10 protein-coding genes and 2 pseudogenes are annotated in these 14820 nt (G+C 71.7%); 6 read left to right on the top strand and 6 right to left on the bottom strand.

Annotated features, from left to right (window positions below):
* The first annotated feature begins 132 nt into the window (after positions 1 to 132).
* Positions 133 to 957 carry a xanthine dehydrogenase family protein subunit M gene (locus LNW71_RS00260; protein ID WP_250966357.1) on the top strand — a complete coding sequence of 275 codons (825 nt, stop codon included), beginning with the start codon at positions 133 to 135 and terminating at the stop codon, positions 955 to 957.
* A pseudogene (locus LNW71_RS00255) lies at positions 954 to 3745 on the top strand (molybdopterin-dependent oxidoreductase). The gene LNW71_RS00260 and the pseudogene LNW71_RS00255 overlap by 4 nt, the downstream one beginning before the upstream one ends.
* A 60-nt stretch (positions 3746 to 3805) precedes the next feature.
* Here LNW71_RS00255 and LNW71_RS00250 read toward each other — a convergent pair.
* Together LNW71_RS00250 and LNW71_RS00245 are read right to left on the bottom strand one after the other, a co-directional pair.
* Positions 3806 to 4548 (bottom strand): annotated as a pseudogene (locus LNW71_RS00250) (GntR family transcriptional regulator).
* Between the two features lie 243 nt (positions 4549 to 4791).
* Positions 4792 to 5715, bottom strand: a complete 924-nt coding sequence (locus tag LNW71_RS00245) for an LLM class F420-dependent oxidoreductase (RefSeq protein ID WP_250966356.1) — start codon at positions 5713 to 5715, stop codon at positions 4792 to 4794.
* 174 nt (positions 5716 to 5889) lie between these two features.
* Here LNW71_RS00245 and LNW71_RS00240 point away from each other — a divergent pair, with 174 nt between their 5' ends.
* Entirely contained in the window at positions 5890 to 7335 is a 1446-nt protein-coding gene (locus tag LNW71_RS00240) for a glyceraldehyde-3-phosphate dehydrogenase (protein ID WP_250966355.1), read from the top strand.
* A gap of 311 nt (positions 7336 to 7646) precedes the next feature.
* On the opposite strand, the gene fusA is transcribed toward LNW71_RS00240, so the two are convergent.
* Together fusA and LNW71_RS00230 are read right to left on the bottom strand one after the other, a co-directional pair.
* Positions 7647 to 9734 carry an elongation factor G gene (gene fusA / locus LNW71_RS00235; protein WP_250966354.1) on the bottom strand — a complete coding sequence of 696 codons (2088 nt, stop codon included), beginning with the start codon at positions 9732 to 9734 and terminating at the stop codon, positions 7647 to 7649.
* A 165-nt stretch (positions 9735 to 9899) separates the two neighbouring features.
* The gene (locus LNW71_RS00230) at positions 9900 to 10040 is read right to left on the bottom strand and encodes a hypothetical protein (protein WP_250966353.1); all 141 of its coding nucleotides are present in this window, start codon (positions 10038 to 10040) and stop codon (positions 9900 to 9902) included.
* A gap of 494 nt (positions 10041 to 10534) precedes the next feature.
* Between LNW71_RS00230 and LNW71_RS00225 the strand changes: the two genes are divergently transcribed.
* Positions 10535 to 11950, top strand: a complete 1416-nt coding sequence (locus LNW71_RS00225) for a hypothetical protein (protein WP_250966352.1) — start codon at positions 10535 to 10537, stop codon at positions 11948 to 11950.
* Here the strand turns inward: LNW71_RS00225 and LNW71_RS00220 are convergent.
* Positions 11935 to 12261, bottom strand: coding sequence for a hypothetical protein (locus tag LNW71_RS00220; protein ID WP_250966351.1), 327 nt, complete (start codon positions 12259 to 12261; stop codon positions 11935 to 11937). The genes LNW71_RS00225 and LNW71_RS00220 overlap by 16 nt on opposite strands.
* Positions 12262 to 12364: 103 nt before the next feature.
* A complete protein-coding gene (locus tag LNW71_RS00215; RefSeq protein ID WP_250966350.1) occupies positions 12365 to 13285 on the bottom strand; it encodes a DUF2510 domain-containing protein in 921 nt (306 codons plus the stop codon).
* A gap of 304 nt (positions 13286 to 13589) precedes the next feature.
* Here LNW71_RS00215 and LNW71_RS00210 point away from each other — a divergent pair, with 304 nt between their 5' ends.
* Positions 13590 to 14330 carry a class I SAM-dependent methyltransferase gene (locus LNW71_RS00210; RefSeq protein WP_250966349.1) on the top strand — a complete coding sequence of 247 codons (741 nt, stop codon included), beginning with the start codon at positions 13590 to 13592 and terminating at the stop codon, positions 14328 to 14330.
* 81 nt (positions 14331 to 14411) lie between these two features.
* Positions 14412 to 14789 carry a DUF4440 domain-containing protein gene (locus tag LNW71_RS00205; RefSeq protein WP_250966348.1) on the top strand — a complete coding sequence of 126 codons (378 nt, stop codon included), beginning with the start codon at positions 14412 to 14414 and terminating at the stop codon, positions 14787 to 14789.
* The last annotated feature ends 31 nt before the right edge of the window (positions 14790 to 14820 follow it).

Raw genomic sequence — 14820 nt, 5'->3', positions numbered from 1 at the left:
GTATCCCTCTTGGATGATTCACCAGGAGATGCTCTGTCCGGTCGGAGGTTTTCCGTGCTGCGCACCAGTCGTTTTCGGCCTCCTGCCCGGCTTCACTGGCAAGGGAAGCAGCGGCTGAAGTGGGTGGCAGACATGGATCTGAACACGGTTCTCGACGTGCGTGACGCACGCCGTCACGAGCCCTGGCGTCCGGGCGACGCCTGGCTCGGCGGCGGGACGTACCTGTTCTCCGAACCGCAGCCGCATCTGCGGCGGCTGGTGGATCTGAGCCGGATGGGCTGGGAGCCGATCCGCACCCTGCCGGAGGGGTCGGTGGAGATCGCGGCCACCTGCACGGTCGCGCAGCTCTCCCGGTTCGGACGGACGCTCGACGCGGCGGCCGCCCCGCTGTTCGAGCAGTGCTGCCGCGCCTTCCTCGCCTCGTTCAAGATCTGGAACATGGCGACCGTCGGCGGGAACCTCTGCAACGCCCTGCCGGCCGGCCCGATGATCTCGCTGACCGCGGCCCTCGACGGCGAGTGCCTGCTCCGGGCCCAGGGCGGCTCGACCCGGCGGGTGAGGACCGCGGACTTCGTCACCGGAGCCGGCCGCAAGGATCTCGCCGAGGGTGAGCTGTTGCGCTCGGTGACGATCCCCGCCCGCTCGCTGAGGTGCCGTACCGCTTTCCGGCAGGCGTCGCTCTACGGCCTGGGGCGCTCCGGCGCACTCGTCATCGGGACGCTCGACCCGGTGGACGGATCGCTGGCCGTGACCGTCACGGCCGCGACCCGACGGCCGTTCCGCCTCTGGTTCGCCCTGCCGCCCACCCGGGCCGTGCTGCGCGCGGCGATCGCCTCGGCCGTGCGCGACGCCGACTGGTTCGACGACATCCACGGGCTGCCCGAGTGGCGGCGCCACATGGCCTTCCACCTGGCCGAGCAGGTCCGTCACGAACTCACCCGGGACGGTGTGCGATGAGCTTCAGCATCCAGGTCAACGATCAGCCCTTCGACTCCGAGCCCCGCTCCGGGCAGTGCCTGCGCACCTATCTGCGCGAGCGCGGCTGGTTCGGGGTGAAGAAGGGCTGTGACGCCGGCGACTGCGGTGCCTGCACGGTCCATGTCGACGGCGAGCCGGTCCACAGCTGTCTCTATCCGGCCGTACGGGCCGAGGGCCGGTCGGTCACCACGGTGGAGGGGCTGGCCGGGAGGGACGGTGAACTCCACCCGGTGCAGCAGAAGTTCCTGGACGCCCAGGGGTTCCAGTGCGGCTTCTGCACAGCGGGCTTCCTGATGACCACGGCCGCACTCGAAGAGGAGAAGGGCACCGCCCACGACGACGGCAAGCTCGATGACCTCCCCCGGGCGTTCAAGGGCAACATCTGCCGCTGCACGGGATACCGCGCCATCGAGGACGCGGTCCACGGCGTGCGGCACACCGAACGCCCCTGCGCAGGGCAGGCGGTGGGCAAGAGCCTCGGCGCCCCCGCCGGCCCCCAGGTCGTGACGGGCACCGCCCGGTACACCTTCGACGTGGAGGTCCCCGGGCTCCTCCACATGAAGCTGCTGCGCTCCCCGCACCCGCACGCCCGCATCCTCGCCATCGACACCTCGGCAGCCCGCCGCGTCCCAGGGGTCCACGCCGTCCTCACCCACGAGGACGCCCCTGACACGCTGTACTCCAGTGCCCGGCACGAGCACCCCACCGAGGACCCCGATGACACCCGCGTCCTCGACGACACGGTCCGCCACGTCGGCCAGCGCGTCGCCGCCGTCGTCGCCGACAGCGAGCAGGCGGCCGAGGAAGGCTGCCGGCGGATCGAGGTGACCTACGAGGAACTCCCGTACGTCACCGATCCCGAGGAGGCCATGCGCGCCGGCGCGCCCGTCATCCACGCCGGCAAGGGTCCGCAGATGCGGATCGCCCGCGTCGAGAACAACGTGGCCGGAGAGGTGCACGGCGAGGTCGGCTCCGTCGAGGACGGGTTCGCCGAAGCGGCGGTCGTGTACGAGGAGACCTTCCGCACCCAGCGCGTCCAGCACGCCAGCCTGGAGACGCACGGCTGCGTCGCCTACTTCGAGCCGAAGGACGACGGCGGCGGTGAGCGGCTCACCGTGCGCTCCAGCACCCAGACCCCGTTCCTGACCCGCCGCGCACTGTGCGCGCTCTACGGCCTTCCGGAGGACGAGGTCCGGGTCGTGGCGGGCCGGGTCGGCGGCGGCTTCGGCGGCAAGCAGGAGATGCTGACGGAGGACATCGTCGTCCTTGCCGCGCTCAAGCTGCGCCGCCCGGTCAAGCTGGAATACACCCGCGCCGAGCAGTTCCACGGCGCCACCACCCGCCACCCCTTCACGATCCGCATCAAGCTGGGCGCCCGCAGGGACGGCACGCTGACCGCGATCCGGATGCGGGTGGTCTCCAACACCGGTGCGTACGGCAACCACGGCCCCGCGGTCATGTTCCACAGCGTCGGCGAGTCCTTCGCCGTCTACCGGGCACCGCACAAGAAGGTCGACGCCTACTCCGTCTACACCAACGGTGTCCCCGCGGGCGCCTTCCGGGGCTACGGCCTGGGCCAGGTCACCTTCGCCGTCGAATCCGCCATGGACGAGATGGCCCGCCGCCTGGGCATGGACCCGCTCGCCTTCCGGGAGAAGAACATCATCGGCCCCGGCGATCACATGGTCAGCCCGATCGGCGAGGAGGAGGACCTGCACATCGCCTCGTACGGCCTCGCCCAGTGCCTGGGAATCGTCCGCACCGCCCTCGCGGAGGACCGGAGCGCCGAGGACGCCCCGCAGGGGTGGCTGACCGGCCAGGGCACGGCGATGGCCATGATCGCCACCGGCCCGCCGGGCGGGCACTACGCCGACGCGACCGTCAGTCTCCTCACCGACGGGACCTACGACATCGCCGTCGGCACGGCGGAGTTCGGCAACGGCACCACCACCGTCCACAAACAGATCACCGCCGGGGCACTCAACACCACCGTCGACCGGATCGTCATCCGCCAGTCCGACACCGACGTCGTCCGGCACGACACGGGGGCCTTCGGCTCGGCCGGCACCGTAGTCGCCGGCAAGGCGGTCCTGCTCGCCGCGGAGTCCCTGGCCGGGCGCCTCAAGACCTTCGCGGCCCGGCACTCGGGAGTCGCCCGCCACCTGTGCACGCTCGGCGCCGACGGGTTCGACTGCGCAGGCCGGATCGTCACCCTGAAGGAGCTCTGCGAGGCGGCCCACACCGCGGGGGCACAGGACGAGATCACGGCGGACGGCCACTGGGGCGGCAGCCCGCGTTCGGTGGCGTTCAACGCCCAGTGGTTCCGGATCGCCGTCGATCCGGACACCGGGGAGATGAAGATCCTGCGCAGTGTCCACGCCGCCGACGCCGGCAAGGTGATGAATCCGCTGCAGTGCCGAGGGCAGATCGAGGGCGGCGTCGCCCAGGCCCTGGGCGCCACGCTCTTCGAGACCGTACGGCTCGACGAGCGGGGCGAGGTGACCACGGCGGCCTTCCGCCGCTATCGCCTCCCGCAATATGCCGACGTGCCGCGTACCGAGGTCCATTTCATGGAAACGACCGACTCGATCGGCCCGCTGGGGGCCAAGTCGATGAGCGAGAGCCCGTTCAACCCGGTGGCCCCGCGTTCGCCAACGCGCTGTACGACGCCACAGGCATCCGCTTCACCGAGATGCCGGTGACCCGGGACCGCGTCTGGCTGGCGATGGACCAGCAGGCGGCGCGGCGGGCGGGCCGCACGAGGTAGCGAGGTGCCGATCATGGCCGCCGCCCTGCCCGGTCGTTCCACTGACCGGCGGGCGCCGGGTCAGCGGGCGGTGAGCGTCATCTCGAAGGAGTACCGGGACGCCCGGTACAGGTGCGAGCCGAACTCCACCGGGCGGCCCGCGTCGCCGATGACCGTGCGCTCCATGGTCAGCAGGGTGCCGCCGCGGGGCTCGGCCAGCAGGCGGGACTCAGCCGCTGTGGCCCTGCGCGCCCCGATGGTCTGGTCGGCGGTTCGCAGGGAGATGCCGCCCGCCTGAGGAGTTGGTAGAGGCCGTGTCCGGTGAGGTCCTCCTCGGTCAGCCGCAGCAGGCCGGCCGGCAGGTGGTTCTCCATGACCGCTATGGGCTCGTCGTCCGCGTAGCGCAGCCTGCGCAGGGCCACGGTGTCCGCGCCGGGTTCCAGCTTGAGCGCCACCGCGACCTTGCCGGACGCGGGCACGGTCCGCATCGACAGCACCTCCGTGCGCGGCCGCCGGTCCTCGCGGGTCAGGTCCTCGAACAGGCTGGTCAGCTCGATCTGCCGGCGCACCCGGTTGTTGACCACCTGGGTGCCCACCCCGCGCTTGCGGGCGAGCAGACCCTTGTCCACCAGATGCTGCATGGCCTGGCGCATGGTCGGACGGGAGAGCCCGAACTGGTCGGCCAGCGCGATCTCGTTCTCCAGGCGCGTCCCGGGCGCCAGGGTGCCGGACTCGATGAGTTGCTGAAGCTGCTGTGCGACCTGGAAGTACAGCGGCACCGGGCTGCTTCGGTCGATGGTGATCAGCCTGGTGATCGACTCCACGGCGGGCTCCTCGGAACGTTGTGCCACGGCTTCAGTATGCCGCACGTTCGACTCAAGCTCCGTACGTATATACGTCAGAACAAACCCCTGCTGCTTCGGCGGCCGCGGGCGCCCGCACCGGCCCCCGACCGGGCCGGTGCGGACGTCCACCGCGCCCGGTACCTCCGAGCCGCGCTCGGTACGGCCGGGCGGATCGGGTCGTCGCCGAACTGAGCAGAGTCCGTCCGCCAACCGTCCGAACGCTCAGCCGGCCAGCTCTCCCAGAAGCGCCCAGGTCCGGTGCCGGTCGGCTTCCCCGGCCATGTCCGTCCCCGAGAACACCACCTCGGTGGCCCCGGCGTCCCGGTAACGCTGCACCTCGGCGGCGACCGTCCGCTCGTCGCCGATCACGGCCACGTCGGCGGCCCGCTTGCCGCCGGACAGTTCCACGACCCGCGCGTAGGACGGGATCTGCTCGTAGAACGCCAGCTGTTCGGTGGCCGTCTCGCGCGCGGCGTCGGGATCACCGGTGACCACGCCGTGCACGAGCGCGACGATCCGGGGCGCGGGACGCCCCGCGGCCTGCGCGGCGGCGTTGACGGCCGGGACGATGTGCTCGGCCAGGGCCCGCGGTCCCGCGAGGTAGGGCAGGATCCCGTCCGCCAGCTCACCGCTGACGCGCAGGGCCTGCGGACCCATCGCGGCGACGAGCAGCGGCACGCCTCCCTCCGCCCCCGGCACGCGGGCCGGCATCGGGGTGGCCGCGGTGATCAGCTCGCCGTGGAAGTCGGCGGTGCCGGTCTCGGTCAGCTGCCGCAGTGCGGTGAGGAACTCCCGCAGCCGGGCGATGGGCCGCTCGTAGGGGATGCCGAAGCCCGCCTCGGTGAACAGCTTCGTGCCGAGCGCGAGTCCGAGGTGGTAGCGGCCGTGGGTGGCCGCCTGCGCGGTCTGGGCCTGGCTGGACACCAGGAGCGGATGGCGTCCGAAAACGGGAATCGCGGACGTTCCCACGTCGAGGCCCGGTACCTCCCGCCCGACGAGTGCGGCGAGCTGAGGTGAGTCGGCCCCGAAGGTCTGCCCGAACCAGGCGGACCGCAGTCCCGCGGCGGCGGCCTCCCGGGCGAGCTGCACGGTGGCGTCGATCTGGTTGCCGGGACCGGTCGCGGCGAGTGCTACTCCAACAGTCATGTCTGACTGGAACCACCGCAGTTGGACGCACATTCCGCTGCCCGTATGACGACTTCGTGTCGGCAGTGTGTACGCGTCCCGGTCCCGGCGGCCGGCTCTTGGCGGGCACCGTCTGAACGATCAAAAGAGGAGCGGGTTAGCATATGAGCGCCTCCTAGCTCGAAAGATAAACCTGTGACTGTCAATGACGACTCGTTCACCAACTGGAAGAACCGCGAGGAGATCGCGGAGTCGATGATCCCGATCATCGGGAAGCTGCACCGGGAGCGGGACGTCACCGTCCTGCTGCACAGCCGCTCCCTGGTGAACAAGTCGGTGGTCAGCATCCTGAAGACCCACCGGTTCGCCCGGCAGATCGCCGGTGAGGAGCTCTCGGTCACCGAGACGCTGCCGTTCCTCCAGGCCCTCGCCGCGCTCGATCTCGGGCCTTCCCAGATCGACATCGGCATGCTCGCCGCGATGTACCGGGCCGACGACCGCGGCCTTTCCGCGGCGGAGTTCACCGCCGACGCCGTCGCCGGCGCCACGGGCGCCGACAAGATCGAGCGCCAGGAACCCCGCGATGTCGTCCTCTACGGCTTCGGCCGCATCGGCCGGCTCCTCGCCAGGCTGCTCATCGAGAAGGCGGGCTCCGGCAACGGGCTGCGGCTGCGCGCCATCGTCGTCCGCAAAGCGGCCGGCCAGGACATCGTCAAGCGCGCCTCGCTGCTGCGCCGCGACTCCATCCACGGCCAGTTCCAGGGCACGATCACCGTCGACGAGGCGAACAACAAGATCATCGCCAACGGCAACGAGATCAAGGTGATCTATTCCGACGACCCGACGACGGTGGACTACACCGCGTACGGGATCCGGAACGCCGTCCTCATCGACAACACCGGCAGGTGGCGCGACCGCGAGGGGCTGTCGCAGCACCTGCGCCCCGGCGTCGCCAAGGTCGTCCTCACCGCGCCGGGCAAGGGGGACGTCCCCAACGTCGTCCACGGCGTCAACCACGACATGATCAAGCCGGACGAGCAGATCATCTCGTGCGCCTCCTGCACCACCAACGCGATCGTCCCGCCGCTCAAGGCGATGGCGGACGAGTACGGCGTGCTGCGCGGTCACGTGGAGACGATCCACTCGTTCACCAACGACCAGAACCTGCTGGACAATTACCACAGCTCCGACCGCCGGGGCCGGTCGGCGCCGCTCAACATGGTCATCACCGAGACCGGTGCGGCATCCGCCGTGGCCAAGGCGCTGCCCGACCTCGACGCGACGATCACGGGCAGTTCGATCCGCGTCCCGGTGCCGGACGTGTCGATCGCCATCCTCAGCCTGAAGCTCGGACGTGAGACCACCCGGACGGAGGTCCTCGACCACCTCCGCGAGGTGTCGCTGACCTCGCCGCTCAAGCGCCAGATCGACTTCACCACCGCACCCGACGCGGTCTCCAGCGACTTCATCGGCTCGCGCCACGCCTCCATCGTCGACGCGGGCCCGACCCAGGTCGACGGCGACAACGCGATCCTCTACCTCTGGTACGACAACGAGTTCGGCTACTCCTGCCAGGTCATCCGGGTCGTGCAGCACGTGTCCGGGGTGGAGTACCCGACGTACCCCGTCCCTGTGCTCTGACCTCCGCGTCACGGCCGCGGCTGCCCTCCCTGTACGGGCGGCCGGGGCCGCCCGCACCGGAGCGGTGCGGGCAGCCGCCGCGGTGCGGGATGCGGGCTGCCCCCGCCGCTGAGGGTGCGGGCGTCGCCCCGCGCCACCGGGTGGGACCGGCCCGCACACCGACGGGTGGGACCGGCGACGGGCCCTCGGCCTGACGGGTGGGACCGCCTCCACCTGCCTCCACCTGCCGAGGGGGGCTGGGACCGGCCCGGGACCGGCCCCACGCTGACGTGTGGGACCGGCCCCGGCGGGCTACGACCCGGGGCCGCGCACTACCGGCCCGGCACCGTGCTCGGTGCCGGGGCGTAGCCCGTGGCCCGGGTGGTGAACGTTCCCCGGCCCTGGGTCCGGCTGCGCAGCCTCGTCGCGTAGCCGAACAGCTCGGCCAGTGGCACGGTCGCCGTGATCACCGCCGCACCTGCCCGCGCGGTGGAGCCGGAGACCCGTCCGCGCCGTGCGGCCAGGTCGCCGAGCACCCCGCCGACGGCATCGTCGGGCACGGTGACCGTGACCTCGGCCACCGGTTCCAGCAGCACCATCGTGCAGGCGCGCAGGGCTTCCCGCAGTGCGAACCGGCCGGCCGTGCGGAACGCCATCTCCGAGGAGTCCTTGGGATGGGTGGCGCCATCGGTCAGCGTCACCCGTACCCCGGTCACCGGATGCCCACCGACGGGACCCTCGACCAGAGCGTCCCGGCAGCCGGCCTCGACCGCCCGCACGTACTCCTGCGGCACCCTTCCGCCCACGACGGCCGAACGGAACACGAACTCCGCCGCACCCTCACCGTCATGACCGTCCTCGGCCTCCAACGGCTCTACGTCGAGGACGACATGGGCGAACTGCCCGGCCCCACCGTCCTGCTTGACGTGCCGGTACACCAGACCCGGCACGCCACGCACGACGGTCTCGCGATATGCCACCTGTGGCCGGCCGACCCGGACGTCCAGTCCGTGAGCGCGGCGGATCTTCTCGGCCGCCACCTCCAGATGCAGTTCGCCCATGCCCGAAAGCACGGTCTGACCCGTCTCGGAGTCCGTCCGCACCGCGAGCGACGGGTCCTCCTCGACCAGCCGTGCCAGTGCCGACATCAGCCGCTCCGTGTCGGTGCTCCGCCGGGCCTCGACCGCCACCGACACGACCGGATCGGCCACGGTGGGCGGTTCGAGGACCAGCGGGGCGCCCGGCGCGGACAGCGTGGCACCGGCCCGGGCGGCCTTGAGGCCGATCACCGCGACGATGTCCCCGGCCACCGCCGCGTCCACATCGACATGCCGGTCCGCCTGGACCCGCAAGATCCGGCCGACGCGCTCGCTGCGCCGCGCGGCCACGTCCAGCACCGTCTCCCCCTTCCTGATCGTGCCCGAGTACACCCGCAGATAGGTCAGCCGGCCCGTCGCGGTCGCGTTCACCTTGAACGCCAGCGCGGCGAACGGCGCCGCCGGATCGGCGGCCCGCTCCTGCACCGAGTCGCCGAGCATGCCGCGCACCGGCGGCACGTCCAACGGCGAGGGCAGGTAGGCCACGACGGCCTCCAGCAGCGGCTCGATGCCGCGGTTGCGGTAGGCCGAACCGCACAGCACCACGACGCCCTCACCCGTGCGGGTCAGATCGCGCAGCGCCTCGGCCAGCGTCCGTGCGGAGAGCGTGGACTGCGCACAGAACTCCTCCAACGCGGCCGGGTGGAGTTCCGCCACGGCCTCCTCCAGCATCCGCCGACGCCGGTGCGCCTCCTGCCGCAGATCGTCGGGGACCTCGCCCTCCTCGTACGTGCCACTGCCGTCGGCCCAGACCAGTGCGCGCATGCGCAGCAGATCCACCACCCCGGTGAACCGCTCCTCGCTCCCGATCGGCAGCTGGACCACCAACGGCACCGTGTGCAGCCGCTCCCGGATCGAGGCGACCGCCGCGTCGAGGTCGGCGCCGACGCGGTCGAGCTTGTTGACGAAGGCGATGCGCGGGACCGCGTGCCGGTCGGCCTGGCGCCACACGGACTCGCTCTGCGGTTCCACGCCTGCGACGGCGTCGAACACCGCGATCGCCCCGTCGAGCACCCGCAGTGAACGCTCGACCTCGTCGGCGAAGTCGACGTGGCCGGGGGTGTCGATCAGATTGATCCGGTGGCCCGCCCAGCTGCAACTGACCGCGGCGGCGAAGATGGTGATACCGCGGTCGCGTTCCTGCGGGTCGAAGTCCGTGATGGTCGTCCCGTCATGGACCTCACCTCGTTTGTGGGTGGTGCCGGTGGCGTAGAGGATCCGTTCGGTGACGGTGGTCTTGCCGGCATCGACATGGGCGAGGATGCCCAGATTGCGAACGCCGGTCAGTGCGCTGGTGAGATGACGGTGCAGTTCGGTACGCACGGTCCGTGGCCTTTCGGGGTGATCCGGAAGAAGACGGCGCGATCCCCCGACGAACCGGCCTGTGCTCAGGCCCCCGGAAACCCACGGACGCGGCACACCGCCCACATGGGGGTGCCGTCGCACCGACGGTCCATCAAGGACCGCACAGGACCAGGGAGTTGTTCGTCAGGATGTCCGGGGCCGGCCGCGCAGCCGACGCCGGGCCGAGGTGGACACCAGGATCACCTCGTACCGCGACAGGGGTACGACGACAGCGGTGCGGTAGCGCACGGCAGGTCTCCCCTCACTGGTCACGGTGTGCGCCATGGCGAAGACCCGGCGCGTGATGCGTGGTGAGTCTAGGGATCCGGGTACTGCCGGGGGAACCGGTTTTCCGGCAGAAGCCGACGCTGTCACCGGCCCGTAGCCGTCCAGGGACCGATCCGTGCCACGCCGGGGCCGCAACCGGGCCGCGCCCCCAGCCGTCATCAGTACGACCGCCGAGCGCCGAGGGGGAGCACATGGGAGCTGTCCGGGCCTTGTTGCCCGCGTTGAGGCACGCAACCAGGGCCGGGCTCCGTCCGGCCGGACCGTTGCTCGGCCTGGTACTACTGCGCTGCTCGTCCACCCCGTGGCTGCGCCTGCGGCCGCATCCTCTGGTGCGGCGGCTGGAGTGGGGCGGGGAAGCAGTCGCCCTTTTTCGTGTCCTGGCCTCTGCCGGGGGCTCCCACGGTCGTCAAAGGGAACGGCTGGCCCGAGCCCTCGCGCTGCAGGGTGGACTGCTCCTCGCTGCGGAGCGGTACGAGGAGGCGCTTGCCGCGGTGGAGGAATCCCTGGCCCTCACCGTTGCCGACGCGCCCAGGGCGTGGACCGCCCCCTGCCACCTGACAGTGACCTATGCACTGGCTGGGCTCGGCCGGCTCGACGAAGCGCTCGTGGCGGCCCGTGGGTGTGTGAATGACTGGGCAGACGCCACGACCGGTCGCGCCGACCAGTCACCGGGCGGCCGGATCGGCGCGCTGCGCGCCTACGCGTGCGTGCTCGGGTGGTCCGGGCGCACGGGCGAATCCGTCCAGGTCTACCGTCAATGTCACGACGCGTTGGGGGAGTTGGGTCTGTGGCGACGGTCCCGCCTGGGCCTGCTGTACTCACGGACGCTGGTCGAGCTGACCGCCGGGCTGCGCAAGCTCGCCCAGTACGACGAGGCGGTCTCGGTGGGCGACGACGCACGACAGCGCATCGACGGCCCCCTGCTCCGGCTGTACCCGGAGGGCCTGTCCCTGCGTGCCCGGTTGCTCAGCGACCTGGCATGGTGTCGGGGCGCCACCGGGGAACTCGACCGGGCGCGGGAGACGGCGGCTGAGGCCGTAGACATCTGCCGCACACTGGTCGCTCGCGACTCGGCGTCGGGCGAACGCCGGCTGGTGATTGCCCTGGAGTGCCTTGCTCATCAGCTGGACCAGCTGGATGCTCACGCCGAGGAGCGGGTCGCGCAGGGGGAACTCGCCGCACTCTGCGAGCGGTTGGCGAAAACCGACCCCGACGCCTACGAGCCGGCGCTTGCCAGGGCTCTCGACGGGCTGGCCCGCTGCCACGCACGGGCCGGAGAGGTTCATGAGTCCGTGGCCGCCATCGAGCGCGGCGTGGCCCTCTGCCGCCGCGCAGCCGAACGCGATCCCGTGGTTCACCAACCGGAGCTGGCCCGGACACTGGCTGTTCTCAGCTTCCGGCTGCGCCGCACGGACGCGGGCGAGGGCGCGGTGGCCGCGGCCCGCGAGGCGCTGGAGATCACGCGCCGCCTGACGGAACCGGACGGGGAGGCCCACCGGGCACTCGTCGCGCGGCGGCTGCGGATTCTCGGCGGGGCCCTGCACGGTGCGGCGGATGACGAGGAAGCGGAAGCCTGTTTCACGGAGGCCGAGAAAATCCTGCGGGCGCTCATGGCGGCGGGTGACCACAAGCGGCACGAGGCAGATCTCGAAGCGGTCCTGTCGAAACTCGTGGTCACCCTCGGCGTGGCCGTCGACGCCCATCTCGACGCCGGCCGCGCGGACGAGGCCGTGGCGGCCCTGCACCGTATCCGCCTGCTCACCCGGCGCACGGGTCAGAGTGACGTGCACGCGGCCTGCGTCAGTGCCTTCGCCTGGGCAGGCGCCCGGGATCCGGAGGAGGTCAGGCGGCTCTGGCGGCGGGCGACCGGGGAGCCCTGGCCCTCGTTCGTCTACCGGCTGGGCTGAGCGAGGTGCCGGGCGCGCCCGCCGGGTGCCGCCTCGGGGCCGCGTGCCGCCGGCCGGGTGCGGTGGGTGCGGGTCCGCAGGGTCCGGCCGCACCGTCGCAGCGCGTTCCTGCCGCAGCCGCGCCACTCGGCGGGCGAGATGCCCGTGCCGCGGGCGCCCCGGGTGATCAGGGCGTTCACGGGGGAGTGGGGGTCCAGGGCCATCGTCCGGGCCAGCAGGACCCCGATCACCAACGGGGCCAGGGTGACGGCCAGCGTGGTGCCGGCACCGGTGACGTGCTGCAAGCGGGGGCGCGTTGTGTCGGGAGCCATGACCCCATTCCAGCAGTCGGGGACCGGCGCGGGATCGGCTGACGTACTCAGTCCGGGCGGCCCGGGTACTCACCCGGGCCGCCCGGCGTCCCCGAAGGGAGGGTCAGGCCGTGGTGCCCGGACCGGAGCCCGTGCCCTCCGCGGCCTTGATGCCCTTGGTGATGTCGTCCAGGACGGACAGGGCGGGTGCCTTGGTGTTGATGTCGAAGCCCGAACGGATGACGATCAACATGTTCTTGGCCCGGGGCGAGGGGAATGCCAGCGACTCGACGTACCCGTCGTCGCCCTTCTGCGTCAAGACCTTCCAGCGCACCCGGTAGCCCTGCTGGCCGGCCACCGTGACCGCCTCGGACTTCAGCTGCTGGTGCGAGGTGATGGCGCCGTAGATCTCCCCGCCGTACGACTCCTTCGCGTTGGTGGTGATGTCCTTCTCGGCCGTGGCCTTCGCGGTCTTGGTGCTCAGCTTCAGCGCCTCGGCCGGCGCGGAGAACACCCCGCCGCGCACGCACTGCTCCTTGGGCTTTCCGGGACAGGCGTACGTGCCGACGGTCACCCCGGCGCCCACGCCCGACTGGCCCTTCCAGCCGTCGGGGACCGGGATGCTGATGCCGCTGGCCAGGTCCGTCGCGTAGCCGTCCTCGGTCTGCGGCTGCTGCTGCCCGGGGTTCTCGTCCCCGCCACCGCCACCGCCACCGCCACCGGCGCCGCCGTTCCCGCCGCTGCCACCCGGTGCACCGGGCCGGCTCGGCGCCGGGGAGGGCGGGGTGGACGGGGCGGCTGCCGTTTTGTCCGTCTTCTTGCCGGAGTCGTCCGACAGCAGATACACGCCGCCCCCGATGGCGGCGAGGACCACCACGCCGGCGGTGATGCCGGCCGCGACGCGTATCCGGCGGCTGCGGCGTGCCGCCGGCGGCACGCGGAGCTGATCGGTCCACTGCATGCCGTCCCACCAGCGTTCCTGGAGGGGGCCAAATCCTGTATACCCGGGGTCTGGATGCCAGCCGGGAGGGCTCGTCTGGGTCACGGCAGCCACCGTAGTCGGGTTGAGTGAGAATCCGATGAATCCGATGAACCTGGTGAATCGGCTGGGCGGGGGAGCCCCGGCCTGGACCGGTTGACCGAGGCGGGTGAACGCCGGTCGGGACGGGAGTGGTTCGGGTACCGGTGGGCCGGCGCGGTTCGTTCGCGGGGCAGAAAGGCGGCGGATGCCGCCCTCCCGGTTTTTGGTCTAGACAACTGGTGGTGGGGTCGCTAGCATCCGCGACGGGGCGTGCCGGCTTTCGGCAGCGGTTCGCCCGGCCGGTCGACCGCGGCAGGATTGAGGGCACATGGAAGCGACTGCTCCTGACCGTCGGTTCGCCGAGGACTACCGGCTCGCCCGGGAGATACCCCGCGACGGACTCACCGCGTGGCGTGCGGCCCTCGCGGCCGAGGTCGCGCTGGAGCCGGGTGTGGTGGTCCTGGACGTCGGCGCGGGTACGGGCGCCTTCTCGGCCGCGTTCGCCGAGTGGTTCGGCGTGCGGGTGCTGGCGGTGGAGCCCGCCCCTGCGATGCGCGCGCTGATCCCGCGGACCGCGGGCATCGAGGTGCTGGAGGGCCGCGCCGAGGCGCTGCCGGTGCCGGACGGATGCGCGGACGCGGCCTGGCTGGGGTCGGTCATCCACCACATCGACGATCTGCCCGCCGCGGCCCGGGAGATACGCAGGGCGCTGAAGCCCGGAGCGCCGGTACTCATCCGCAACTCGTTCCCCGGCCGGTGCACACGGGATCTGCGGGTGCGGTTCTTCCCCGGGACCGCGCGCATCGTCGACGGCTATCCGAGCGTCGAGCGGATCTGTGAGGTGTTCGGCGCCGCCGGCTTCACACGGGTGGCGCTGCACGCGGTGCCGCAGGAGAGCGCGCCGAGTCTGGCCGCCTTCGCCGACCGGATCCGGCGGGACACGGATGCGAAACTCCGGGGCCTCACGGACGAGGAGTTCGACAGCGGGATGCGGCGGCTGCGGCAGGCCGCGGCGCAGGAACCGGACCGGCCGGCCGTCAGCTGGATGGACCTGCTGGTCCTGGCCTGACCGCGGCGGAAACGGCCGCGGCGGCCCGGCGGCTTCCGGACGGGAGGCACTCAAGGCCGTCCCGCACCTTAGGGTTTCCGCATGAGCGGAAACGATGAGGAGCAGCGGTCCGTGCGGGCCGCCGTCGAGGGAGAGCTGCGGCTGCTCGATCCGGGCGTGCGGGTCCTGCCGGAGGCGGTGACCGAACTCCTCGACCCCGAGTTCACCGAGTTCGGTGCGTCCGGGCGGTGTTATGACAGGGTGTCGGTCCTCGCCGTCACGTCCGCCGGCGGTGCGGAAGGCCGCGTCCCGGTCGCCGCCACCGACATGACGGGTGCGCTCCTGGCCCCCGGCCTCGTCCACCTGACGTTCACGACGGAGAGCGACGGACGCCGGGTGCGGCGCAATTCGATCTGGCGGCGCACGGAATCGCGCTGGCGGCTGTACTTCCATCAGGGCACGCCGGTCAACTCCCCTTAGGCCGGCGAATATTCGACGGACTGCTGGTCAC

This window comes from Streptomyces sp. RKAG290, assembly GCF_023701695.1.
Taxonomy (GTDB): domain Bacteria; phylum Actinomycetota; class Actinomycetes; order Streptomycetales; family Streptomycetaceae; genus Streptomyces.
Note: the sequence above shows the minus strand (reverse complement) of the source record. Positions and strands in the feature narration are given on the sequence as shown.

Coding starts and splice junctions, on each gene's coding strand:
- LNW71_RS00230 (WP_250966353.1), bottom strand. CDS start 10,040: ATGGCGCACACCGTGACCAGTGAGGGGAGACCTGCCGTGCGCTACCGC.
- LNW71_RS00220 (WP_250966351.1), bottom strand. CDS start 12,261: ATGGCTCCCGACACAACGCGCCCCCGCTTGCAGCACGTCACCGGTGCC.
- LNW71_RS00210 (WP_250966349.1), top strand. CDS start 13,590: ATGGAAGCGACTGCTCCTGACCGTCGGTTCGCCGAGGACTACCGGCTC.
- LNW71_RS00245 (WP_250966356.1), bottom strand. CDS start 5,715: ATGACTGTTGGAGTAGCACTCGCCGCGACCGGTCCCGGCAACCAGATC.
- LNW71_RS00205 (WP_250966348.1), top strand. CDS start 14,412: ATGAGCGGAAACGATGAGGAGCAGCGGTCCGTGCGGGCCGCCGTCGAG.
- LNW71_RS00260 (WP_250966357.1), top strand. CDS start 133: ATGGATCTGAACACGGTTCTCGACGTGCGTGACGCACGCCGTCACGAG.